This window comes from Pseudomonas palleroniana (assembly GCF_003031675.1).
GTDB classification, from domain to species: Bacteria; Pseudomonadota; Gammaproteobacteria; order Pseudomonadales; family Pseudomonadaceae; genus Aquipseudomonas; species Aquipseudomonas palleroniana.
On record NZ_PYWX01000068.1, the window covers coordinates 170052 to 195026 of the forward strand.

Annotated in this window: 20 protein-coding genes; 7 read left to right on the top strand and 13 right to left on the bottom strand. The window is 60.0% G+C overall.

Annotation, left to right across the window (positions count from 1 at the left end; all coding sequences use genetic code 11):
• Positions 1 to 37: 37 nt before the first annotated feature.
• Positions 38 to 979, bottom strand: a complete 942-nt coding sequence (locus C9383_RS23940; RefSeq protein WP_090371072.1) for a LysR family transcriptional regulator — start codon at positions 977 to 979, stop codon at positions 38 to 40.
• A gap of 82 nt (positions 980 to 1061) precedes the next feature.
• Between C9383_RS23940 and C9383_RS23945 the strand changes: the two genes are divergently transcribed.
• Positions 1062 to 2039 (top strand): alpha/beta hydrolase, encoded by a 978-nt coding sequence (locus C9383_RS23945; RefSeq protein ID WP_090371075.1) that lies wholly within the window; start codon positions 1062 to 1064, stop codon positions 2037 to 2039.
• A gap of 419 nt (positions 2040 to 2458) precedes the next feature.
• Here C9383_RS23945 and C9383_RS23950 read toward each other — a convergent pair whose 3' ends face one another.
• Positions 2459 to 3277: a helix-turn-helix transcriptional regulator gene (locus C9383_RS23950; protein ID WP_090371077.1), complete on the bottom strand. Its 819-nt coding sequence runs from the start codon at positions 3275 to 3277 to the stop codon at positions 2459 to 2461.
• 5 nt (positions 3278 to 3282) lie between these two features.
• Positions 3283 to 3822 (bottom strand): kinase inhibitor, encoded by a 540-nt coding sequence (locus C9383_RS23955; RefSeq protein WP_090371079.1) that lies wholly within the window; start codon positions 3820 to 3822, stop codon positions 3283 to 3285.
• 493 nt (positions 3823 to 4315) lie between these two features.
• On the opposite strand from C9383_RS23955, the gene C9383_RS23965 reads away from it, so the two are divergent.
• From C9383_RS23965 to C9383_RS23975, 3 genes are all read left to right on the top strand, one after another.
• Positions 4316 to 5812, top strand: coding sequence for a methyl-accepting chemotaxis protein (locus tag C9383_RS23965; RefSeq protein ID WP_090371081.1), 1497 nt, complete (start codon positions 4316 to 4318; stop codon positions 5810 to 5812).
• A gap of 125 nt (positions 5813 to 5937) precedes the next feature.
• Complete coding sequence (locus tag C9383_RS23970; protein WP_090371083.1) at positions 5938 to 7725, top strand: sensor domain-containing phosphodiesterase; 1788 nt, start codon at positions 5938 to 5940, stop codon at positions 7723 to 7725.
• Between the two features lie 145 nt (positions 7726 to 7870).
• On the top strand, positions 7871 to 9406 hold the full coding sequence (locus C9383_RS23975) for a GGDEF domain-containing protein (RefSeq protein ID WP_090371085.1): 1536 nt from the start codon (positions 7871 to 7873) through the stop codon (positions 9404 to 9406).
• Positions 9407 to 9440: 34 nt separating this feature from the next.
• Here the strand turns inward: C9383_RS23975 and C9383_RS23980 are convergent, their stop codons facing one another.
• The 8 genes from C9383_RS23980 to C9383_RS24015 all read right to left on the bottom strand — a co-directional run bounded on the left by C9383_RS23980 (position 9441) and on the right by C9383_RS24015 (position 18842).
• The gene (locus C9383_RS23980) at positions 9441 to 10754 is read right to left on the bottom strand and encodes a chloride channel protein (RefSeq protein WP_090371087.1); all 1314 of its coding nucleotides are present in this window, start codon (positions 10752 to 10754) and stop codon (positions 9441 to 9443) included.
• A 125-nt stretch (positions 10755 to 10879) separates the two neighbouring features.
• Positions 10880 to 12490 carry a gamma-glutamyltransferase family protein gene (locus C9383_RS23985; protein WP_090371090.1) on the bottom strand — a complete coding sequence of 537 codons (1611 nt, stop codon included), beginning with the start codon at positions 12488 to 12490 and terminating at the stop codon, positions 10880 to 10882.
• 58 nt (positions 12491 to 12548) lie between these two features.
• The gene (locus C9383_RS23990; protein WP_090371092.1) at positions 12549 to 13328 is read right to left on the bottom strand and encodes an amino acid ABC transporter ATP-binding protein; all 780 of its coding nucleotides are present in this window, start codon (positions 13326 to 13328) and stop codon (positions 12549 to 12551) included.
• Positions 13329 to 13330: 2 nt separating this feature from the next.
• Positions 13331 to 14107, bottom strand: a complete 777-nt coding sequence (locus tag C9383_RS23995; RefSeq protein WP_090371094.1) for an amino acid ABC transporter permease — start codon at positions 14105 to 14107, stop codon at positions 13331 to 13333.
• A gap of 12 nt (positions 14108 to 14119) precedes the next feature.
• On the bottom strand, positions 14120 to 14926 hold the full coding sequence (locus C9383_RS24000; protein WP_090371096.1) for an ABC transporter substrate-binding protein: 807 nt from the start codon (positions 14924 to 14926) through the stop codon (positions 14120 to 14122).
• 66 nt (positions 14927 to 14992) lie between these two features.
• The gene (locus C9383_RS24005) at positions 14993 to 15661 is read right to left on the bottom strand and encodes a GntR family transcriptional regulator (protein WP_090371098.1); all 669 of its coding nucleotides are present in this window, start codon (positions 15659 to 15661) and stop codon (positions 14993 to 14995) included.
• Between the two features lie 290 nt (positions 15662 to 15951).
• Entirely contained in the window at positions 15952 to 18087 is a 2136-nt protein-coding gene (locus tag C9383_RS24010) for a TonB-dependent siderophore receptor (protein WP_090371100.1), read from the bottom strand.
• A gap of 161 nt (positions 18088 to 18248) precedes the next feature.
• Positions 18249 to 18842: a TetR family transcriptional regulator gene (locus C9383_RS24015; protein ID WP_090371102.1), complete on the bottom strand. Its 594-nt coding sequence runs from the start codon at positions 18840 to 18842 to the stop codon at positions 18249 to 18251.
• A gap of 135 nt (positions 18843 to 18977) precedes the next feature.
• Between C9383_RS24015 and C9383_RS24020 the strand changes: the two genes are divergently transcribed.
• Both C9383_RS24020 and C9383_RS24025 read left to right on the top strand, forming a co-directional pair.
• Positions 18978 to 19760, top strand: coding sequence for an SDR family NAD(P)-dependent oxidoreductase (locus C9383_RS24020; RefSeq protein ID WP_090371104.1), 783 nt, complete (start codon positions 18978 to 18980; stop codon positions 19758 to 19760).
• Between the two features lie 95 nt (positions 19761 to 19855).
• Positions 19856 to 20854 (top strand): NADP-dependent oxidoreductase, encoded by a 999-nt coding sequence (locus C9383_RS24025; RefSeq protein ID WP_090371106.1) that lies wholly within the window; start codon positions 19856 to 19858, stop codon positions 20852 to 20854.
• On the opposite strand, the gene C9383_RS24030 is transcribed toward C9383_RS24025, so the two are convergent.
• Positions 20855 to 22174, bottom strand: coding sequence for an LLM class flavin-dependent oxidoreductase (locus C9383_RS24030; RefSeq protein ID WP_090371108.1), 1320 nt, complete (start codon positions 22172 to 22174; stop codon positions 20855 to 20857). It abuts the gene before it with no gap.
• A 23-nt stretch (positions 22175 to 22197) separates the two neighbouring features.
• Positions 22198 to 23154, bottom strand: a complete 957-nt coding sequence (locus C9383_RS24035; RefSeq protein ID WP_090371110.1) for an ABC transporter substrate-binding protein — start codon at positions 23152 to 23154, stop codon at positions 22198 to 22200.
• Positions 23155 to 23434: 280 nt separating this feature from the next.
• Here C9383_RS24035 and C9383_RS24040 point away from each other — a divergent pair.
• A partial coding sequence (locus C9383_RS24040; RefSeq protein ID WP_107338883.1) for an efflux transporter outer membrane subunit occupies positions 23435 to 24975 on the top strand: 1541 nt, incomplete at its 3' end.

Sequence of the window (24975 nt, forward strand, 5' to 3'; positions counted from 1 at the left end):
TAACTCAACTAAATAGTCATTTAGTTGAGTTATAGAATCAGCTGTTCTTGACGGGAGAGGGCACAGGATTAGATTCCGCCCTGCGAAGAGCGTTAATCAATGCACGAAGGGCGACTGACACATGACGGTGCCCGGAATAATAGAGGCACAGTCCCGGCATTGAAGGGCACCAATCATCCAGCACGCGCTCAAGCCGGCCATCGGCCAGTGCGTCCAGTACCAGATGCTCGGGCACGAACGCGATGCCTATGCCATCCATGGCCGCTTCGACCATAAAAGGCTGGTCGGTCAACGTGAGCGGACCGTTGACGTTGATGCTTTCCTTGCAGCCTCGGCGTTCAAATTCCCAGCGATAAATCGCGCCGCTGTCGAATCGGAACCGGATGCAGTCATGCTGATGAAGATCCCGCGGCGATTGCGGGCGTCCACGTGCTGCAAAGTAACCCGGTGATCCTACTGCGGCGAAACGTATGTCTTCAGTCAAACGAATGGCAATCATATCTTGCGGCACGGCTTCAGCCAGCCGGATGCCCGCATCGAAGCCATCGGCGGTGATATCGCTGAGTTTGCCATCAGTCACCACATCGAGGTGAATCGACGGATGCTCGCACAGGAAGCGGGCAAGCACCGGACGAAAGACCATGCGAATAGCGCCTTCACTCGCATTGATCCTGATGGTGCCACTGGGAACCCCACGATTATCATCGGCTTCCTGCATGGCGTCGGCGATTGTAGACATCGCCGGAGAGAGCTTTTTAGCCAGGCGCTCGCCAGCCTCGGTAAACGACACGCTGCGTGTGGTTCGATTGAACAGACGCACACCCAGCCGCTGTTCAAGCGTCTTCATCGAATGGCTGACCGCCGACGGCGTTATATCCAGTTCCAACGCCGCCGCACGGAAGTTGAGATGCTTTGCCGCTGCGAGAAATACCGTCAGCGTGAAGAAATCCACGCCTTTGAGTTGATGAGCGTTGTTCATGTATTTATCAAGTATTGTGGCCATATTCGCACCAGTGAGTATCCCATAAGCTGAACCTGCTCACGACTATGGAGGCGTAAATATGTCCACGCACGGCAATTACACAGCTGAAAAACTAACCTTCAACTCCCACGGCGACAGCGTCGTCGGCGTACTTTACCGGCCTAAAGGGAAGGGACCTCATCCGGTGGTTGTACTCCTGGGGCCTTATTCGTTTTCCAAAGAACAGGCCCCGACCCAATACGCAACTCGACTTGCAGATGAAGGGTTTGCGGCGCTCGCATTCGACCCCCGTACCGTCGGTGAAAGTGGAGGAATGCCGCGGCGCCTGGAAAACCCGAAGATGAAAAACGAAGACGTCGTATCGGCGCTGGATCACTTGCTCACGCGCCTGGATATCGACCGCAAACGCGTGTTCCTGCTGGGTATTTGCCAGGGCGGGCCCGAAATGCTGGACATCGCCTCTTATGACGACCGGATAAGCGCCGTTGCATCCATCACGGGTTATTACCGCGACCGTGAAACCGACCTGTTCATGCTCGCAGCCGGCGTCAGCGAAAATCCGTTTGACCCGGCGACCGCACCCACGACTGAGCAATTGGAAGCATTGCTCGCCGCACGACTGGAGCGTGCGCGTGATGCCAAGCGGCGCTACGAAACCACCGGTGAAGTCGTCTACCAGCCGCTGGTCTGTGCGGAACTGGGCGATCCGGTACTCGGCTCCGACGCAGGTCTACCAGGCCCATTAGTGTGGAGCTGGTATGGCCCATGGACGCTCAAAGGCTGGGAAAACCGCTATGCAATCATGAGTGACCTGGACCATTTCGATTACACCACGGTGCCAGGCGTAGCCAAACTCAAGAAGCCGGCACTTGTAGTGCATTCGGACACCTGCATGAACCCGGCGGCAGCACGTCGACATTTTGAATCTATTCCCACCGCAGACAAAAAACTGATCTGGGAGAACGGTACTCATCATTTCCAATATTACGAACAGCCTGATGTGGTTGATCGTACGGTGGGTCACGTTGTTGATTGGTTTCAAGAGTACTCGCATTGATTCCTGGGATGGTATGAAGCGAGCGTAATGTGCCGGAAGGGAATCCGGCGCGTTGGCGGAATGCCGTTTTGCGGGTGGCAGTATTGGATGAAAAGCATTGGGAGAGTCCCTGGTGAGATGTTCTGATGGTTCGCATAATGTATATTATGTTAAATGATGTATCCGAACGGAACTTCCCTCCAGCTATCCATTGCCACTAACCCCCCCCGTATGAACCTTGAAACCAAAACGATGCTGGGATGCTGGGATGGTTAGAGTATTCCCGTGCCGTTATGCGACTCGTCATGTGACTGGCAACCGCTTTAGTTGCGCAAACGGGATGCCAGTCCGAAGATATCGACAGTGGCCCGTGTTACGTCGAGCGCGAGAGTCAATAGCGTCGAGGGCAGCAACAATACGGGAAGACCTCACGAAAATGCTCAAATCGCCGCCCGCAACTCACGTGGTGACAGGCCATAGTGTGAGCGAAAGCGAACAGCAAAACGTGAGGCCGAGGCGTAACCGCAGGCACCGGCGATTTCACCGATCGGGCGAGAAGTTGTTTGCAACCGTTGTAATGCTGTCGACAGTCGAACGCCCTCCAAAATATTCCTGAAACTATTACCCTCTTTCGCCAGTTGGCGGCGTAATGTCGACTCACCCAGGTTCATGTGTTGTGCGATGCTTGCGACCGTCCAGTCTCTCTCCGGACTGGCCATTACCAGTTGCTGCACACGTTCACACAGTGGATCGTTGCGTCCCATCAGCAGAGATCCGATCTGGCCGCCAAGGCATAGGCTCAGAAGAACCGCTTCCCCATAATGTGTGCATAGTGCCTGCGGGGCGTTCCCATTGATGGCGGCCAACAACTGCTCCCATGCCTGGGTTGTGTGCCTGTCCAGAGGAACGCATAGATCGGTCTTCAGTACACCACGACAGCTCATAATCTGCTGGCTATATCGGGTAATGAAGTTACGCAATGTCGAGACGGGAAAGGTCACCGCATCGGCGATGTAGTGACCGTGAGGGCCGGGGAAGTTGGAGATACCAAGTTCGCGCCCGGCCGGCATCAGAATCAGATGATGAGGCCCTGCGCGCATCTCCCGATCATCCCATTGCAACAGTTTTTCCCCCTGTCGCACTCGACACAAGGTGGTCACAAACACCGGCACCCTTGGCAAGGTGAGGGGTTGTCGCGCCCGTATGACACATGCATCGATAATGTTTTCCCGGTGCTGTATGCCGTCACAAGGGCGCATCGTTCTTAACGTCCGTAAGTTGAAGTAATGGTCGCTTTGGCCAGGACGTTAGCGTTGAGCATGTAACCTACCAAGGCTCCGCTGGCTTGGTTGTCGAGCGGTAGTTTATCGGCTTTCAATGCCCATACGGTGAATTGATAGCGATGGGGTTTATCTCCGACAGGTGGGCAAGCTCCACCAAACCCCGGCTGACCATAATCGGTTCGCCCTTGTACTGCACCGACGGGCAGGTTCGCCCCCACTCCTCTTGGCAAGCTATGGGTGGAAGCTGGCAGGTTAAACACCGTCCAATGCCACCAACCGCTGCCGGTTGGCGCATCGGGATCGTAAACGGTGATCGCGTAGCTTTTAGTACTTGTGGGGGCGTTTATCCAGGAAAGCTCAGGAGAAGTGTTGCCACCTTCGCAACCGAAGCCCTGGAACACTTCGCGACTGGTCAGCGGGCGATTATCAGCAATATCCCGGCTGGTCAGTACGAAATCGGCAGCGTATCCACTGAATGTTACTGCCATGGAAAGTGCAGGCAGGATTAATCTGATTTTCATCGCGACTCCATCTGAGTCTTAAAGTGAAGCTCTAGTCTAGGTTGAGCAAAGAGTGGTTACTGTGCCGAAATGCTCGATAACAGTGCTGAAATGCTCAGTTGCTCAGGCGAACAATTGAATCTCGACCTGTGTTGGCCAGACGTTTACGGGCTTCCATCGTCCAAAAGAGTTGTTTGCGATTCGGTTATCGCACGATAGGTTCCTCCCCCTCCTCCTGAAGCTTAAACAGATGCATCTCTGCGCTCGCGACAATCGGCTCGACGTAGGCCGATGGCAATACGGATGCGCGGGGACAATAGAGACCCTTGAGCTATCGGGAACTCAGCGAGTGGATTGTCCATTGGTGGTCAGGACATCTCTATGACAACATCTGCGTTGCTATAGGATCCGGGATACTGGCCTCCCCCGCCCTTCATCCGATTCACCCCCGCATCCCCCTGTGGCACGTCGCATGCTTGCCTGACCCTGGCCTGTCCACATGGAGTACGAGTGAATGCCTGCGCAAACCCGTTTCATCAAGCATTACCAGAAAGCCGACCGCATCATGCTCGCTGTGATCTGGCTGATGGCCCTGTTTTCACTGGGCCTGGCGTTTTGGCACGACACGTTGCTTCAAACGCTGTTCGTGGGTGTCGGCACCAGCGTGGTGCTGACCTTGGCCTATCGGGTCATCGGCGGCACACGCCTGATGCGTTGTGCGCTTGGCGTTGGCCTGATGATCATGGCGGCGCTGCACATCAACCAGGCCCAGGGAGTCATCGAATCGCACTTCGGTATCTTCGCGCTGCTGGCGGTGCTGACCGTCTACCGCGATTGGCTGCCGATCCTGGTGGCCGCCGTGACCATCGCGGTGCACCACGTGGTGTTTCATGCCTTGCAGCACCAGGGCTTTCCGGTATTTGTGATGGAACATCACGGCGGCTGGAACATGATCTTCGTCCATGCGTTATACGTGGTCATGGAGACGATCGCCCTGCTCTACCTTGCCGTGCACAGCCAGCGCGAAGCGGTAGAGAGCCAGGAAATGCTCGAAAAGATGCTGGCCGTCACCACCCAGTTCAACGATGGATCCGCCACGGGTAAGGCGGAAACAGCCCACGTGCCCCTGGCTACCCGCTTCGATCACTTCCTGACGCAGATCACCGGCCTGATCGACGGCGTCGCCCGCGACTCCCACGGCCTCGGCCAACTCGGCCAGGAACTAGCCCACGCCAGCGGCACTCTGGAAACCGGCGCACGCCACCAGCTGGCGGAAATCGTGCAAATGACCGGTTCCATGCAACGTATGGAAGACGCCACGGGCCATATCGCCGTGCATGTGGAACATGCCGTCGAGCACGCGGCTCAAGCCAGCCGGCAGGTTATTCGCGGCCAGGAAAGCGTTGGCCGGGCCCAACAGGAAATAACCCAACTCGCCACCCGCCTCCACGACACCAACGAGACGGTCCAGGAACTGGCCGTACAAGCCGAACAGATCGGCTCGGTGCTGGAGGTCATCAGCAGCATCGCCAACCAGACCAACCTGCTGGCGCTCAACGCCGCCATTGAGGCCGCCCGTGCGGGTGAGCAAGGCCGTGGGTTTGCCGTCGTCGCCGATGAGGTTCGTAACCTGGCGCAACGCACGGCGCTATCCACCCAGGAGATCAAGACTATTATTGAGGGGTTGCAACACGGCAGCCGGCGGGCGGCGCAAGCCATGCACGACAGCCGCCAAGGCGTGGAACGGTGCGTGGAAGACAGCCAGCTGGCAGTCGAGATGCTACGTGCGGTGGGCAACGATATCTCGCAGATTGATCAGTTGAATGGGCGGATCGTATCGACCACCCAAGAGCAATCCACGGCGAATGTGGAGATCGTGGGACGGCTGCAATCGGTGCAGAACATTGCGCAGAACACCGCGCTGGATGTGGAAACGCTGGCCAGGAGCAGTCAGCAGTTGCCACCGATTGCGGTGCGGCTGGATGCGCTGGGGCGCCGGTTTCATAAGTGAGTTGAGCCTGAACCGGTGTCCGGTTCCGTCTGCGTTAAGCTATAGAGGCGATAGATAAATGCAGTCGTGTGGCTAGTAGCCATCTGCTACTGTTCCAGCCAGACACAGGCTAAACGAGAGAGATCATGGACGCTTTGGATCAAGAAAGGGATTATGAAACACAGCGCCTGGCACGCGTGGCGGACTTGTGCCCGCATGACAATGAAGAGGATGAGGTCTTCGAGAAAATAATTGCGATGACCTCGGAGTACTTCAATGCGCCCATCGCACTGATATCCATTGTGGAAAAACACCAGCAGTGGTTCAGGGCGCGCGTGGGGATAGAAGAACGGTCCACCCCGCGGGATGTCGCATTTTGCGCTTATTCTCTGCGTGACAGGGAGTTCATGGAAATCCTGGACGCTCACGAGGACGAGCGTTTCATGAACAATCCGTTAGTGACCGGCTCACCTTTTATTCGTTACTACGCAAGCGCCCCCCTGCTCACCCATGACGGTTTCTCCCTCGGTAGCCTGTGCATCATAGACACCGCCCCCAGAACCCCGATGCGCTCGCGCGATGCAGCCATGCTGACGTATTTCTCTGAGCTGGTGATGATGCAAATCAGGGGCTTGCGCTCCCGAAACTATGTGGATCAGCCGACCGGGTTATTCAACCGCCTCCGGTTGGAAGAAGATATCCGCCAGGCGCGCGCCAACGCAGAGCCGTACCACGTTTACGCGGTTGATGTGATTTCGCCGAAGTTCTTGAATGATGTGGTCAAGGCACTCGGTTACAGTTTCGCGCAGGCGTTGATGCTGTGCGTCAAATCACGCCTTCAACGCCTGATCCCCAAACATTGCCTGCTGTACAAAATCAGCCCCACACGCTTTGGGTTCCTGCTCAAGAGCGATGTTCCCATCGAGCAACTCTGCGCGAAAATCCTTGCCAATTTCGAGGAGCCGGTGGACTGCCGGGGCATTCCGATCCTGATGCAGACCGGTATCGGTGTACTTTCAATCCAGGGCCCGGAGGAGAAGGACTGGCTGCGCCTTGTCGTCGGCACTGCGGATGATGCGAGGGTGCGTAATATCGGGTGGGCGCTGTATCAGCCGCAGCTGGATGCCGCCCAGCAACGCGCGTTTACGCTCCTTAGCTCCTTATCAGAGGCCGTACGCTCGAGCACTCAATTCAGTCTGGTTTACCACCCTAAGATCAACATACCTGGCTGCACATGCGACAGCGTTGAAGCACTGATCCGCTGGACGCATCCAACACTTGGCGTGATCAGTCCGGCAGAATTCATCCCCCTGGCAGGCAAGACCGCACTGATGCAGTCCATCACCTTCTGGGTTCTGGAGGCAGTAGTCGAACAGTCGCGCGCATGGAAAACCGAGGGGCTTGCGGTACGGGTCGCGATGAACGTGACGGTCAGTGACCTCGAAAATTCGAGGTTCGTGGATAAAATCGAAAGCTACCTACAGGCGGGCAAACTTGCTCCTGAAGACTTGGAGCTGGAATTTACCGAAAGTATGGTCATGTCCGATCCGGAGAAGGTCGTACGCCAACTCGAAAGAGCTCGAGATCTGGGAATAGAAATTTCGGTCGATGACTTTGGCACGGGCTACAGCAATTGGACCTATTTACGTCAGCTGCCGGCCAACTCAGTGAAGATCGACCAATCACTGATCGGCAACCTCCCCCACAATGAAAAAGATAAGCGCCTGGTCAAGACACTTATCGAACTGGCCAGGGGGTTGGGCTACCGAGTAGTCGCCGAAGGTGTCGAAACGCAAAGCACTCTTCACCTGATCGCCAAATGGGGCTGCACGCAAGCGCAGGGCTATTTGATCACCCAACCTCTAAGCCCGCAAGCGTTGAAGAAATGGTTTGATCGGGGTGGGGCCGCTCTGGAACTTGCGCCAATATTCTAAACCGGTTTGCTCCGCTCACCGCCGTTCTCAAATCCAAGGCGTTCTCCAGGCGAGTCGTTAAGTATTTTGAGCAAGGGCCGATAGCCAGCATACTGCCGTCTCCCCTATACGCTCTGCCGTCGATGCTTGAGGATCAAAAAAGAAGATGCGTTCTCATTTGGGTGCTTTCAAAGTTGCCGACGTGATCTTTTGCACCCTGATCTGCCTGACAGGCATTGCCGTTACAGTCTTGGTGCTGACCTTTTACATCAGGACAGAGCAGCGCACCGCCAGCGTTGCATTCAAACTCGAAGTTGACGAGCGCTTCAGTCGCGTACAGCGACGTTTCAGTGTGCAAGATTTAAAGCTGGACACCGTCAAGCGGTTCTTTATCAACGCCGACGACGTTACTGAAAAAGAATTCATGGGCTTTGTCACGCCGCTGGTTGAGGAAGGCGAAACCTATGGCTGGGTCCAGAGGATCCAGCAGAAGGATCTGGAGTCCTTTCGCGCCGAAGCGCTGCTGAACGGAACCAGCGATTTTTCTTATCATGAGATCAACCCCCTCAACGGCCAAACGCGTCCCCTCACTGAACGAGCTGAACACTGGATACTGCTCTACCTGCTGTCGCTGGATGATGTAAAGATCACCCCAGGTACCGACGTCATGGCCAACCCGAATCGTGAAGCGCTGTTCACCCGAGCTCGCGAGAGCCATCAAATGGTCGTGTCGGACCCGCTGAAAATGTCCAGTGGCCAGTTCGGCGTGTTCTTTATTGCACCCGTGTTCGGCCCAGACGCTACGATTCCCGAGCATGACGATGGCTTGCAGGGCTACGTGGTTTCCACCGTGCGCCTGGCGTTCTTGATGGAACAAAACATTCCATTGGCAAGCATGCTGAGGCTGAACGTGACGCTCTCAACGATTGACGCAGCGGCCGGTGAGTACATTTATCAAAGCTCAACGCCGCCAGCCGATTCGGAACTCTACGAGCGGCGGCTGCTCAACGTCGCTGACAATACCTACGTCATGCAGTTTCGGCCCGGCCCGGCGTTTTCGGCGGCCAATAGTCACGTATTTTCCAGCGGCCTGATTGTTGTATCCGGGGCCGTGTTGACGCTGTTGATGACCGCGATGATGTTCCTGCTGATCACACAACGCACCCGCGCGCTTTCCCTGGTTGCCGAGCGCACCCAAGAATTGCAGACCATGAACATTACCGACCACCTCACCGGCGTGTACAACCGACGTTACTTTGAAACATCCATGGCGCGCCTGCTGATAGAGGCCAATATCCAACGCCAGCCGTTATCGCTGATCATGTTCGATATCGATCACTTCAAACTGATCAATGACCGCAAGGGGCATCTGTGCGGCGATAAAGTCCTGCGGCTTCTGTGCGCCCGGATCAGTGCGGCAATACGTAAAAGCGACCTGTTGTGCAGGACGGGCGGAGAAGAATTCGCACTCATATGCCCGAGCAGCGCACTGAACGACGCAGGAAAACTGGCAGAAAAGCTCCGCTTGTTGATAAGCGACCTTCCGTTTGATGAGGCGGGCCAGGTGAGTTGCAGCTTTGGCGTGGCGACGTGGGCACCACCTGACTCCTTCGAGGACCTTATGCGGCGGGTGGACGCTGCCATGTACGCCGCCAAATCCGGCGGTCGTGACCGAGTACAGTTGGCCAGCCGGGAAAATTGAGCCGCGATCAACCCTGCCGCGCAGCGCAAAGACGCTAAAGCTTGCTGGGGGCTGCAGCGGCGGGCACCTGCAGAAAACCTCGCGCCAATTGCTGATACAACTCAGGCCCCATCCTGGCGCTGACCGCCTTGGCAATCAGCGCCACGCCCATGAGACTGATGACCATCCCATGGCTGTCGATCATCTCCATGACGATGATTGCGGCGGTGATCGGCGACTGCGTTACCGCCGCCAGGAAACCCACCATGCACAGCGCAATCATGGGTTGGGCCGCCACGTTGAAAAACTCGGCGACATTGGCGCCCACCGCCGCGCCGACAGCAAGGGACGGTGCGAAAATGCCGCCAGGGATACCGGAAAAATAGGTCACGACGGTGGCAAGAAAACGCGTGATGGGCGCATGCCAGGGCAGGCCGATATCAGACACGATGATCTGTGACGTAATGCCGTAACCGCTGCCAAACGACAGGCCACCGCTGAGCGCGCCGAGAACGGCCACGATCAACCCGCAACCACCGGCAAACCAGACCGGGTGAGCGCGGCGCCATTCCCAGAGGGCAAACCGCTGATGCCGCTGTGGCCACAGCAGCATTCGGCTGAATAACCCTCCCAGCAGACCGCAACCGATACCGGCGGCCACCGCAGGCGCGATGATCGTGAGGCTGACATCTTGTACGTCCAGGTGACCGAAGTAGTTGTAGTTACCCTGTATAGCGATCGCGACCATGCCTGACAGGATGATCGTGCTGAGCAACACACCACTGGTGCGCGTTTCCAGCTTGCGCCCCAACTCTTCCACCGCAAACGCCACCCCGGCCAACGGCGTGTTGAACGCTGCGGCAATGCCAGCGGCGCCTCCGGCCAGGATCAGATCTTCGGGACGAATCACCCGCGCATTGGGCAGGTAACGATGAAAGAAGTGCATGATTGAGGCGGCCACTTGCACCGAAGGGCCTTCGCGCCCAGCCGAAAAGCCCCCGGTCAGTGCCAGTGTGCCCAGGCCTATCTTGGCGAACGCAATACGCAACGAGACCAACCGGCTGACGGGTTTGCCCTGGTGCGCCAGCCGCGTGGCGGCGATCACCTGGGGAATTCCGCTGCCCTGGGCTCCGGCAAAAAACCGCGTGGTCAGCCACACCACCAGCATGCCCACCAGTGGCGTGTAGATAAACGGCAACCAGGGTCGCCCGGCCGTCTGTTGAGCAAATTGCATCAGCGCCAGGTCGGCCAGGCGGGCGAACATCACGACCAGCAGCCCGGCACAGGTGGCGGCAACCCAGAGGGTCACGCGAGTACGCCAGCGGACAGACGCAAAGCGACGGCGTAACAACAATAGCGGTTTGATCACCCGAGCAGATTCCCGTTTCAAGTTCGATGGCAGGCAACGCCCGCGCAGTCTCGCATGATCTCGACCCTGCCGCAGCCCTGCAGCATGCCCCGCGCAGGGCATTCAACAAACAGGACGGGCGTTGCTCACCACACCGCGATATGTGAATCCGCCCTCGGTTCTGTTCCTCCGCACAGCACGCCCGTAACCGGGTCGCGCAGGATGATTTGCCCGCGCCCGTAATCGGTCAGGTCGCAGGCGATCTGTACTTCGTGGCCGCGACGTATCAGCGCGTTGGCCAGATCGCGGGAGGCGCCCTGCTCTATGCCGACTTTCATGCCGCCCAGCCATTGCCAGCGTGGCGCATCCAGTGCGGCCTGAGGGTTGAGGCCGAAATCGACGAGGTTCATCACCATCTGCACATGGCCTTGCGGCTGCATGTAGCCGCCCATCACGCCGAACGGTCCGAGGGCCTGGCCATCCTGGGTGAGAAAGCCGGGAATGATGGTGTGGAAGGTTTTCTTGCCGGGCGCCAGGCAGTTGGCATGGGCCGGATCGAGGCTGAACTCCTGCCCGCGATTTTGCAGGGCGATGCCGCTGTCGGGCAGCACCACGCCGGAGCCGAAGCCGTGGTAGTTGCTCTGGATGAACGAGACCATATTGCCTTCGGCGTCCGCCGTGGCCAGGTACACCGTGCCGCTGGCGTGAGGGTCACCGGGCTTGGGCAGTTGCGCTTGTTCGCCGATCTGGTCACGACGGCGGGTGCTGTAGGCGTCGCTCAGCAGGTCAGCCACCGCCACGCGCATATGCAAGGGGTCGGTGATGTGGTGCAAGCCGTCGCTGTAGGCCACCTTCATTGCCTCAAGCTGACGATGCCAGGTCTGTTGGCTGTCACGGTGATCGAAGTTGAAGCCTTCGAGGATCTTCAGGGCCATCAACGCCACCAGCCCTTGGCCGCTCGGGGGGATTTCCCAGACGTCCACGCCACGATAATTGATGTGGATCGGCTCGACCCACTGCGCCCGATAATTCTTGAGGTCGCCGCCACGCAGGTAGCCGCCGCCGGCACGCGAATGAGCGTCCAGTCGGTCGGCCAGCGCGCCGCGATACAGGCTTTCGCAACGGGTCGCGGCGAGTTCTTCCAAGGTCCGTGCCTGGGCCGGGTTGCGGTACAACTGGCCTGCCAGCGGAGCGCGTCCGTCGATCAGGAAGGTGTCGAACCAGGCCTCCAGCGCGGCGTCACGATGGGGGGTGAATTCGTTCAAGGCGAGCTGCCACTGATGGGCGACTACCGGCGAGACGGGAAAGCCGTCCCGCGCCAGGCTGATGGCCGGCTGCAGCAGATCGGCGAAGGGCAACTTGCCGAAGCGTTGCGACAGCTCCGCCCAGGCCGACGGGCACCCAGGCACGGTGACGGGAGTCCAGCCGTACAGCGGCATGTGCTCATGCCCCGCCGCCTTGACCGCCTCAATACTCAGGGCCGCCGGCGCGTGACCGTTGCCATTCAGGCCGTGCAACCGGCCCTTGCACCACACCAGCGCAAACGCATCGCCGCCCAGGCCGCAGCCGGTGGGTTCCACCACGATGAGGGCCGCGGCCGTGGCGATAGCGGCATCGATGGCGTTGCCGCCCTTTTGCAGGATCTCGATCCCCGCCTGGGCCGCCAGGGGTTGTGACGCCGCGACCATGCCGCGACGGGCAAAGACGCTCTGGCGTTGTGACGGATAGGGGTACTCATGAGCAGAAAATTTCAACATGGCAAAGGCTCTTGGGTTCAGGCTTTTGGACACAGGCGACAGGGGTTCCTCGCCAGGCTCACAACACACGACTGAGAAAGGCTCGGGTACGGGGGTGGCTGGGGCGCCTGAAAATCTGTTCCGGTGGCCCTTGTTCGATGATTTCGCCCTGGTCGAGCACCACCACCCGATCGGCCACTTCACGGGCAAAGCCCATTTCATGGGTGACCACCACCATGGTCATCCCCTCCTCGGCCAGCTCTTTCATGACCTCCAGCACTTCGCCGACGGTTTCCGGGTCAAGCGCGCTGGTGGGTTCGTCGAACAACATGGCTTGGGGCTTCATGGCCAGGGCGCGGGCAATCGCGACCCGTTGCTGCTGGCCGCCGGAAAGCATTGACGGGTAGTGGCCGGCCTTGTCGGCCAGGCCGACCCTGGCCAGCAAATCCCGCGCCTGACCCAGCGCCTCGGCACGCGAAACGCCAAGCACCTGGATCGGCGCCTCGATGATGTTTTCCAGGGCGGTCATATGCGGGAACAGATTGAAGCGCTGGAACACCATGCCGATATCGCGGCGCTGCCGGGCGATGTTGCGCTCCGAATCACGCACCAGGCTGCCGTCGCTGCGCTCGCGATAGCCCATGGCACGGCCGTTGACGCGGATGCGCCCGCCCTGGATATCTTCCAGCAGGTTGATGCAGCGGATAAAAGTGGTCTTGCCGGAGCCTGATGCACCGATCAACACCACCACTTCGCCACGCCGCACTTGCAGGGAAACGCCCTTGAGAATCTGTAGCTCGCCGAAGGACTTGTGAATATCCAGCGCTTCGATGATCAGTTCTTCACTTTGGTGCGCCATGCTTAACGTCCCCTCAGCAATTTCAAGGTGCTACGCCCGAACAGGCGGCTGGAGGCCGGCGGTGGTGCGCCAGGCCGGTCGGACTGGCCGAAACGGCTCTCCAGCCAACGCTGGAAAAACCCCCACAGGGTGGTGAGCATCAAGAAGTAGATCGCTACCACCAGGTACAGCTCGAACACACGGAAGGTCGCCGAAGTGACCATCTGCGTACTGAGCAGCAACTCCTGCACTCCGATGACACTGACCAGTGTGGTGTTCTTGAGCATCACGTTGAACTCGTTGCCCAGCGGCGGCACGATCACCCGGAACGCCTGTGGCAGGATGATGCGCCGCATCAGCTTGGCGAACCCCATGCCCAGGGAGCGTCCGGCCTCGTATTGGCCCTTGTCGACCGCGCCGATCCCCGCCCGGATGATCTCGGCCATATAGGCGCCTTCGTTGAGGCCCAGGGCAATGATCGCGGCCTGGATATTCCCCGGGATCACCAAGCCGAACAGTTCCACATCCTCAAAACGGAAGATCCCGCCTGCCGCCATGGCGGTGTACAAAAACACGATCTGCACCAGCAACGGCGTGCCACGCATCAACCACACATAAAAGCGCACCGGCAGATGCAGCAACGGGTTCTTCGACAGCCGCAGCAACGCCGCCGCCAGCCCCAGCAGACAGCCCAGCAACATCGCCGAAACCGCGATCAGGCAGGTCAGCCAGAGCCCGGTCAGGTACACGCCGCTGGGCTGCAATAGGTACTGCCAGAACACATCCCAATTGAAATTCATCGCGGGTTTGCCTCAGTCGAGTGTGTCGCTGCTCACATGCCACTTGTTCAGCAACTGCAGGTAGCTGCCATCGCTGCGCATGTCGCTGATCACTTGTTGCACCGCGGCGCTCAATTGCGGGTCATCCTTGCGAATGCCCAGGCCGGTGAGGATGCGGCTGAACGCCGGCACACCCTCCTGAAACAGGTCGGGGGCCATCGCTGCGTAGTAACCGGCGGTTTCCACGGTGGTGCCGTAGGCGTCGACCTGGTGGATGCGCAGGGCTTGGAAAGCATCGGTGTCGGTGTTGTAGACCACCAGTTTCATGGCGGGCTTGCCGGCTTTGGTCAGGCTGTCGTTCTGGCTATCCAGCAGGGTCTTGATGGTCGAGCCATTGAGCACCGCGACTTTGTGCCCGGACAGGTCATCCAGTGCCTTGATGCCCTTGGGGTTGCCCTTTGGCACCACCACCGACTGGCTGGAATACATGTAGTTGACGATATCGATCACCTGGCGCCGTTCGGGCTTGTCGAACAGTTGATCGACGATCATGTCGCACTGCTGGGCGAGCAGCGCCGGCACCAGCCCCGAGAACGGAATCACTCGCCACTGCACCGGCTTTTCGCCCAGGCGCTTGGCGATTTCCAGGCCCAGATCGACGGTCAGCCCGCGCGGTTTCTGGGCTTCGTCGAAAGACACCAGCGGGGGTGAATCCATCCCCGAGCAGTAAGTGAGCTTATCGGCTTTGAGCAGGCGCTCCGGTACCTGGGGCGCGGCAAAGGCCCACTGGCTAAAGAGACTGAGGGAGAAAGCCACCAGCAAGGCGCGGCGTTTATGCATGACCAGACACTCCAGTAGGTTGAAGAACGGGGCAGGACACCAAGTCAAAACACGACAGCTTTTTTATTATTTTTCCGCTTGCAGGAATTGAATCAGCGCCGGCACCGTGCCTTCGATGTGTTCACGCACCACGGCTTCGGCGCGGGCGGCGTCACCGGCCCGAATCGCGTCGAGGATCACCGCATGTTCCTGGCGTGCGCTGAGCGGCTTTTCACCGTGCTGCAACCACAAGCGCATGGGCGCCTCGACCAGCGAGTACAACGCCGAAATCTGCTTCATCAAACGCGGTCGGCCGCTGAGGCTGCACAGGTATTCATGAAACGCACGATGGCGGCGAACCCAGGCGGCGCTCTCGTCGCGGTAGTCGTCCATCTCGTCCAGCAGGCGTTCCAGGGCCGCCAGCTGGCGTTCGCCGATACGGCCCACCGCCACGCGCACCGCCAGCCCTTCCAGGGCGCTGCGCATCTCGAACACCTCATGCAGCTCATCGATATCCAGGCCGCTGACCACTGCGCCACGGTTGGGTCGCAGGGTAACGAGGCCCTGGGCATCCAGGCGCCGGAACGCTTCGCGCACCGGCATGCGGCTCATACCGACCTCACTGGCGATGTCTTCGGCAATCAGCCGGTCACCCTTGCGGTAGCGGCCGCTGCAAATGGCTTCCAGCAGGTAGTTGTAGGCCTCCTCCTCGGCAGTCAGTGGCTGACGGTCTACGTAAGCAGGGGCAAATTGCATCGGCGGCACCTTTTGATTTTTTGTATCCAATTATCCACGGATACATAAAAGCAGAATGCGTGCCATCTCGCGTGAAGGGAGGCAAGGGATTGATTCAACTGCATAAATCGGAAAATAGCGGCGAGACCGCCGCGTACGACCAGCACGGTGTGCTACCAAACAGCACACCTATGCCCTATGAGTGAGCACGCTCCAGGCGCAGTCACAATCGAGCCCTTGCCCGGCGCGGCGGTCGCCGACCGGGCAAGGGCTGCGTGGAACGACGACTTTCTCGCCCTGTTCTGGCGGGGTTACAGGGTGTAGGAAATCCCCACCTGGACCGTACGTGGTTCGCCAGGGTAGGCATAGAAGTTCAGGAAAGAACCTTCTTCGTACTCACGATTGAACAGGTTCTTCACGTCAAGATTGAGCCTGACCTTTTCGTTGACCTTGTAGTAACTCAGCAGGTCAACGACCGTGTAGGACCCCATCGTGAAGGTGCTATTGGCAGTTTGCCCGGCGCGTTCGGCCACGTATTTACCACCGGCGCCCAGGCCCAACCCTTTAAGGGCGCCGTCCTGGAACTCATACACGTTAAGCAGGCTGAAACTGTTGCGCGGGATGTTCGCCAGGCGCGTACCGGTGCGAATGGTGGTGTCCTTGGTCACCGCGGCATCTACATAGGCATAGCCGCCGATCATCCTCCACTCGGGCGTCAGGTTGCCGGCCACGTTCAGATCGAAGCCGCGACTGCGCACCTGCCCCGTCGCCACGTTGAAGGCCGAGTCAACGGGGTCGACACCTTGAACGTTTTTCTTGTCGATCTGGTAGATCGCTGCGTCGACGCTCAACTGCCGGTCAAGCGCTTCCCACTTCACGCCCATTTCATAGGACTTGCCCTGCTCCGGATCAAACCCGCCGCCTTGACGACTGGCGCCTGTGTTGGGTTTGAACGAGCGCGCCGCATCCGCGTAGAGCGCGACGGTGTCGGTGAGGTCATACATCACACCGACACGTGGGGTGACTGCGTTGTCGGCAGCGCTCCAGCTTCTGACACCCGGTACGTAGGATTCGTATTTGTGCTCGAAGCGCTCAAAGCGCGCACCCGCGAGGACCTTCAAGCGCTCGGTCAGCGCCACCTGGTCCTGGATGAAAGCCGCATAAGTCTTGAGGTTTTCTTTGTCGTGGGTCGGCGTGCGGGTCAGCGCAGGTCGTGGTTGGCCATAGATCGGGTTGAAGATATCAATCGGGAACGTGCCCGGCGCAGCACTGGAACGTTGGATGATCGACTTGTAATCGTAGTCTTCGTACTCAATGCCGGTGAGGAGCGTGTGGTCCAGGCCGCCCAGGGAGAAGTGTCCGGTCAGGTTGAGCTGGTAGTCCTTGTCGGTCCAATCCAGCTTGCGGTAGTTGAAGTTGCGTTGCAGGGTCCGTCCGTCGGCATTCAGGCTCGTCGGACTGTTAGCCTCAACGCCATTGCCCTTCATCGTCCCGTCCAGCCACTGGAAGCCACCGGCCAGGGTCCAGTTATCGTTGAGCAGATGTTCGAAACGCAACTGGGCCATGTTGTTGTCGTTGTGCAGGTTACCGGCGTACTTCTCACCCCAGAAGGTGTCTCGTGACGGTGTGCCACGCTGGTTGGCGAAACGGGTCAGGCCGCGATCCAGTGGGTGATTGTTACGCATGAAGTCGCCTTCGAAGGTCACCTTGGTGTCGTCCGTGGCCTGCCAGGTCAACACCGGCGCCACGCCATAGCGCTCGGTTGAGACATGGTCGCGGAAGGTGTCGCCGCCCTCACCCACCACGTTCAGCCGGTAGGCCAGGCGCCCTTGCTCATCCAGTGGGCCGGACGCATCGAGCGTGCCGCGCCGCATGCCTTGATCATCCAATTGGCTGCCCAGCGTGACCGTACGCTCGGCCAGGGGTTGCTTGGAGACCACATTGAAGGTGCCGCCAGGGTCGCCACGCCCATAGAGCAGGCTGGCAGGCCCGCGCAGCACTTCAAGACGCTCGATGCTGTTGGCGTCCGGCATGCTCGGGTAGCCCCGATTGATCGGAAAACCGTTGCGATAGAACTCCGAAGTAGTGAAGCCGCGCACCGTGAAGCTGGTCAGCCCCTGCCCGCCGAAGTTGTTGGCCCGGCCAACGCCACCCGCGTAGTCGAGGGCTTCCTGCAAGCGCGTCGCACCCAGGTCCTCGACCACGTCCTTGGGGACGACGCTGATGGACTGGGGCGTTTCGTGAATCGACGTATCGGTACGCGTCGCGCTGGCCGAACGTGTGGCGCGGTAGCCCCTGACCGGACCTTGGGCCGTCTCACTGTCCATCTCGCCCGTGACCGTGGTCGCTTGCAATTCGAGGCTGGCGTTTTCAGAAGGTGCATCCTGCGCCCAGGCTAAAGGGGAAATTGCTTGAAGCACGCAGAGGGAAATCAGGGTACGACGCATGGATGCTGGACCTTGTGGATGAGCCGACGAGAAGGTGGACCTGCCAGGAATTCGCGGCGGATCTTATATCAACAGTTCTCGTTTAGCACCAATTCTCATTAACGAGCTTTTTGAGAATCCACTGGGTATCAGTCGCTTAAACACTCCACGCGAAAAGGCGCTCAAGCAGGAGCGCCGTTACTGGCCGCAACGTCCAACGAAGCCAACATCTGCGCACGGCACACTTCAAGGATCTCGTCAGCCAGCGCGGAATCGTCCGGGCAAGCCCGCGACAAGACAATCGCGCCAACCGCTCGAGACATCAGGTCGATCATGTTCTTCCTGCCCTCACCCGCCTCTGCATCCGATCCCGTCGGGTATTTCTGCCCCAGCGTGTGCAGGAGCTGTTCGATGCCTTCGGTAAACGTGGTTTTCAGCTCATCCGATTGACGCGCCGCGTCGCCCCCCAGCGCCGCCAGGGTGCAACCGCCGCCACGTCGGTCGCGGTGCTCTCGGGTCACATAGCGGTTGATGAAGCCAGCAACATCGAGCGACTCAGCCCCCACCAGCGATTTGGACAGGCTGCAGGCCGAGGCTTCTGCCATCAGGTCGGCCTTCGAGCCGAAGTGCTTGTAGAAACCGCCATGGGTGAATCCGGCCGCCGCCATCAGATCGGCGACGCCGACACCATCAAAACCGCGCTCGCGGAACAGTTCGGAAGCCGTTTCAACGATGTGCTCTCGATTGGCCTGCGCCTGCGCCTTGGTCACTCTCACCTGTCATTACCTCGTGTTCAGCGGGAAAACCTGCGCTCCATGATACATAGATGCCAGTCATAATCAAAACCGTTGACAGCTTAGATTTCGGTCATCATCATAAAAACACGCAAAAACCACCCAGAGAGATGAACCATGAGCAATCGCCCTACTGTTTTGATCACCGGCGCCTCTACCGGCATTGGCGCGGTTTACGCCGCACGCTTCGCGCAACGCGGCCACGACCTGGTGCTGGTCGCTCGAGACCAGGCGCGCCTGGAAGCACTCGCTGCAAGGTTGCGCGACGAACACAAGGTCAGCATCGAGATCATTCCCGCCGACCTGACCCAACTCGACGATCTGACCCGCGTTGAAACCCGTCTGCGCGACGATGCCCGCATCGGCATCCTCGTCAATAACGCCGGCGCGGCGCTGTCCGGCCGCTTTATCGACCAGAGCACCAACAGCGTCGCGCAGTTGGTCGCCCTCAACACCACCGCGCTGGTGCGGCTCGCCAGTGCCATCGCTCCACGTCTGGCCAAGGCCGGCGACGGTGCGATCATCAATATCGGTTCGGTGGTCGGCCTGGCGCCGGAGTTCGGCATGTCGGTCTACGGTGCGACCAAGGCCTTTGTGCTATTCCTTTCCCAGGGCCTGAGCCTGGAGCTTTCGCCTCTGGGCGTGTACGTGCAGGCCGTGCTGCCGGCCGCAACCCGCACGGAAATCTGGGACCGCTCCGGCGTTGACATCAACACCCTGAACGAAATCATGGAAGTGGACGATTTGGTGGACGCTGCACTGGTCGGCTTCGACCGTCGTGAGGCGGTGACGATTCCGCCATTGCATGAAGCTGACCGCTGGGATGGCCTGCAGACCGCCCGTCAGGGCTTGCTTGGGCAAATCCGTCAGTCTGCGGTTGCCCAGCGCTACCTGCCCTGAGCGCAATCACTGCGTCACGATCATCCCTACGGCATTCGGTGCAGGCGTCCAAGGCCCTGCATCGACGCCTGCCAACCGACAAGAGCCGCATCACGATGAAAGCCTTTTTGATTGATCGCTATGGCAAGAACACCGGTCGCCTTGGCGAGATGCCCTCCCCGATAGTCGGGGCGCACGACGTGTTGATTGAGGTGCACGCCAGCAGCGTCAACGTGCTGGACGCGAAGATCCGCCAAGGCGACTTCAAATTGATCCTGCCGTACTCACTCCCGTTGGTCCTGGGCAATGACCTGGCCGGGGTCGTGGTGGAAGTAGGCGCGCAAGTCAGTCGCTTCAAACCGGGAGACGAGGTCTACGCCCGCGCACCTGAAACCCGCATCGGGACATTCGCCGAACGCATCGCCGTGGACGAAAACGCGCTCGCCCGCAAGCCCGCCAATCTGGACATGGCACACGCCGCATCGATCCCCTTGGTGGCCCTGACCGCCTGGCAAGTGCTGGTCGAGACCGCACACCTGCAACCGGGCCAGAAGGTCCTGATCCACGCAGGTTCAGGCGGTGTCGGCACGCTCGCGATCCAGCTCGCCAAACACCTCGGCGCCTTTGTCGCCACCACCACCAGCACGGCCAATGTGGAATGGGTCAAGGCGTTGGGCGCCGACCGGGTGATCGACTACACACAGCAGAATTTCGAAAACGTCCTGCATGACTATGACGTGGTGCTGAACAGCCTCGGCGCGGACGTATTGGAGAAGTCGCTCAAGGTGCTCAAGCGCGGCGGGCAGCTCATCTCCATCTCAGGCCCCCCCACGCCCCAATTCGCCCGCGAACAAGGGCTGTCCTGGCCACTGCAGCAAGTCATGCGCCTGCTGAGCCTGGGTATTCGGCGCAAGGCGCGCAAACAGGGCGTGCGCTACGCATTCGTGTTCATGCGGGCCGATGGCGCACAACTGCAGCCGCTCACCGAGCTTATCGAGGCCGCAATCATCACGCCGGTGATTGACCGCACCTTCCCCTTGGAACACACGGCGCAGGCGTTGACGTACGTCGAGCAGGGGCGCGCCAGGGGCAAGGTGGTGATTACGCTCAAGTGATTAGGTTACCGATTTTGGAATCTTCAGCCCCAGGCTTTCGCGCAACGTCGTCCCTTCATAGGCCGTGCGGTACACACCGCGTTCCTGCAACAGCGGTATGACTTCACGGGTAAAGCGCTCGAACTGCTGCGGATGCCCAATATAGATATTGAACCCGTCCACCGCCCGCGCCTCGAACCACTCCGCGATTTTCTGCGCAACGGTTGCCGCCGCTCCCACAAAGGCCCCCGGGCGCAGTTGTCGACCGAATTCGACGGCCTGGCGCAACGTAAAACCTTTTTCCCGAGCCTGGTCGGCAATGCGTTTGGCGGCAGTGAAAAAGCTGCTGCGCGCAGCCTCCAGGCTCTCCTGCGGAAACGGCGCATCCAGGTCGTACTGGCTGAAATCATGCCAACCGAAATTGCGCCCGAACTCCTTCAAGGCCAGTTCAAAGCTGTGGTCGGCCTGATGGTAGTGTCGCTCGATTTCACGGGCCTGTTCATCGGTGTCGCCTACATAGATCTCCGCGCCGGGCATGATCCGCAGTTGTTCGGGATCACGACCGTGCCGCACCGCCCTGCCCTTTATGTCCTGGTAAAACGCCTGGCCCTGCTCGATGCTGGCCGCATGCGTAAAGATCACATCCGCCGTGGCGGCGCCCAGCTCGCGGCCTTGCTCCGAGTCGCCGGCCTGGAAGATCACCGGCTGGCCTTGGGGTGAGCGCTGGATATTCAGTGGGCCGACCACCGAAAAATGCTCGCCTTGGTGATTCAGGCTGTGCAGCTTGTTGGGGTCGAAAAACTCGCCGGTGTCGCGGTTGCGCACAAAGGCATCGTCCTCATAGGAGTTCCACAGCCCCTGCACCACCTGCACGTGTTCGGCCGCACGGCCGTAGCGGGTGTCGTAGTCATAATGTTCATCGCGGCTGTAGTTGCCGGCGGTACCGGCGTCGCCGCTGGTGACCACGTTCCAGCCGGCGCGGCCTTTGCTGATCAAATCCAGCGAAGCCAGGCGGCGTGCGACGTTGTAAGGCGAGTTGTATGAAGTCGTCAGGGTACCGACCAACCCGATATGGCGCGTGCTGACGGCCAGTGCCGATAACAGCGTCAACGGCTCCAGGCGATTGAGGTAATGGGAGGGCGACCCCGGCGTGATGAACTGGCTGTCGACGATAAACATCAAGTCGAACAAGGCCGCCTCGGCCTGGCGCGCAATGTCGATGTACCAGTCGATGTTGACGCTGGCATCGGCCGGCAATTGCGGGTCAAGCCACAGGTTGTGCCGCCCCGGTCCGCCGCAACCCATCGTCAAGGCGCCAAGTTTGAGCTGTCTTTTGGTCATGTCCAAGGAGTTCCTTGCGGCGTTCAGGGCTGTGTTGTAACGACGGCGGGTTGCAGTGCCGCCGAGAACGAGTTGTCGAACAGACTGGCGGCCGGGTAAGACTTGACCAAGCCTTGGCTGGCGAAGAAGTCCACGGTCTTTTGCGCCTCCAGCGGCGATTGGGCTGTCACCGGCTCCACGGTGGTACGGGCGCGGGCAAACCAGGCGCGGGCGATATCCGCATCGGCCCGGGTGCGCTTGGCCCAGGCATCGGCATAAGCATCGGCGTTGGCCGGGCTTTGGCGGGTCCAGTCGCGGGCTTTCTTCAGGCGTTGGAGAAAGTCATTGATCGGCGCACGCTTGGCATCCACGGCCTTGGCATTGGCGGCAACGAAGCTCTGGGCCGGGATCAGGCCGTCAGCCGTTGCGAGCACGCGCGCACCTTGGCGTTCCTGTTGCGTGACATAGGGTTCCCAGGTGGCGATGACGTCCACCGAACCGCCTTCCAGGGCATGGGAAGCGTCCAGCGCGCTGAGGTAGCGCAACTCCAGTGAGTCTCGCGAGACTCCGGCTTTGTCGAGTGCGGTCAGCAGCAGTTGCTGGCTCCAGGAGCCCTTCCACACGGCCGCACGCTTACCCGCCAGATCCGCCAGGCTATGGATCGACGAATCCTTTCTGACCAGAATCGCCACGCCGTCGAGATTTTGCCGGCTGATGGCGATGACCTTGATCGGCGCGCCCAATGCGCCCAGGAACAACACCGGCGCATCACCGAGCAAACCGATGTCCAGGCTGCTGGCATTGAGTGCTTCGGCGACCGGCGAGCCCGCGGTGAACTGTTTCCACTCCAGTTGATAAGGCAGGTCATCGAGCACGCCCGCCGCTTCCATCACGGCCTGAGCGTTGTAGCTCTGGTCGCCCACCACCAGCGTTTGCGCGTGCGCACTCAGACACAGCAATGCGGCAACCATCCCGGCTACCCGTTTTGTCAGATCACGCACATTTGTCTCCAGCTACCTGTTCTTGGGGATGGACAAGATGGGGGACTGATCAGCGCGTGTAAAATACCGATAACGCATAACCTAATTCTCTAATAATGCGCACAATGCATTTTCAACCCCATAGAAACGCCCCCGAGAACACGCCGACATTGCGTAGCGCCGTGCACCACCTACACTGATTTGAGTCCAGCGCCCAGGGTCATTTCTGTAGATCGCCCGCAGATACCTGCACGCATTGCTCGACAAAAAAGCAGTTGCCCAACTGATTAATAGAGTCGATATGAAAGAGCATCCGCGGCGGCGTGAATCACCTCTCCTGGCTCAGCTTGGCCTGCTGTGCCTGGCCCTTGCCGGTTGCACGGTCGGGCCGGATTTCAGCCGCCCCGAGGTGCCCGCAGCGGCCGGTTACACAAAAGAACCGCTGACGACCACCGCCCAGGCCGATATCGACACCGGCGGCGCGGCGCAGCGCTTGATCGCGGGTATGGACATTCCGGGGCAATGGTGGACGCTGTTCCACTCAACGACATTAAATGCCCTGGTTGAAGAAGCCCTGCGTGCCAACCCGGATGTCAGCGCGGCGCAAGCGGCCTTGCGCCAGGCCAATGAGCAGGTTTACATCGACCAGGCGTCGCTGTTTCCCGCCGTCAACGCCAATCTCCAGAAGACCCGGGAGAAAGTCTCGGGCGTCACGACGGGGGCCCCCTCATCGCCCATCCTTACGCTCAGCTCGGCGTCGCTGAGCGTGTCCTATGCCCCGGACGTGTTCGGCGGCACGCGCCGGCAGATCGAATCGACCACGGCCCAGGCCGAGTACCAACGCTTCCAACTGGAGGCGACCTACCTCACCCTGACCTCCAATGTGGTCAACACGGCGGTCAGCCTGGCGTCTTTGCGCGATCAAGTGGCGGCCACCGAGGCCATCATCCGACTGCAGAGCGATCAGCTCGACGTCCTGCAAGCCCAACGACAATTGGGCGCCATCAGCAATGCCGACGTGCTCACGCAGCAAACCGCGCTGGCCCAGACCCGCGCCACCCTGCCGCTCCTGCAAAAGCAGCTGGCGCAGACTCGCAACCAACTGATGACCTACCTCGGCCGGTTCCCCAATCAGGACCGCGACGAACGTTTCCAGCTGGCCTCCCTGCACTTGCCGACAGACCTGCCCGTCAGTCTGCCCTCGGCGATTGTCGGCCAGCGACCGGACGTGCGCTCGGCCCAGGCTCAATTGCACCAGGCCAGCGCCAACATTGGCGTGGCGGTCGCCAATCAGTTGCCGCAGTTCAGCATCACCGGTTCCGTGGGTTCCACGGTGGCGAGCGGCACCCGGCTGTTCTCGGCCGGCTCCGGCGTCTGGAGCCTGGCGGGCGGGATTGCCCAACCGATCTTCGATGCCGGCGCCCTGGAGCATCGCAAACGCGCCGCCGTGGCGGCCTACGATGAATCCGCGGCGCGTTATCGCGGCACCGTGTTGGTCGCGTTTCAGGACGTGGCCAATGCACTGCGCGCCCTCGAAGCCGACGCCGAGACCCTCGACCAGCAGGTTGCCGCTGAGCGCTCGGCGCAAGCCAACCTGGACCTGGTGCAGGCCCAATTCCGCCTGGGCGCGGTGGCCTACATCAACCTGCTCACCGCCCAGCAGACCTACCAGAACACCGTGCTGGCGCGGGTCAGGGCGCAGGCTGCTCGCTACAGCGATACCACGGCCCTCTTCCAGGCGCTGGGAGGCGGCTGGTGGAACCGCACCGATGTCGACCCCGCCACCCGGGGCCAGCCGGACCGCTTCGGCCTGCCGTCATGGCGGGAGCTGATGCCGGCCGA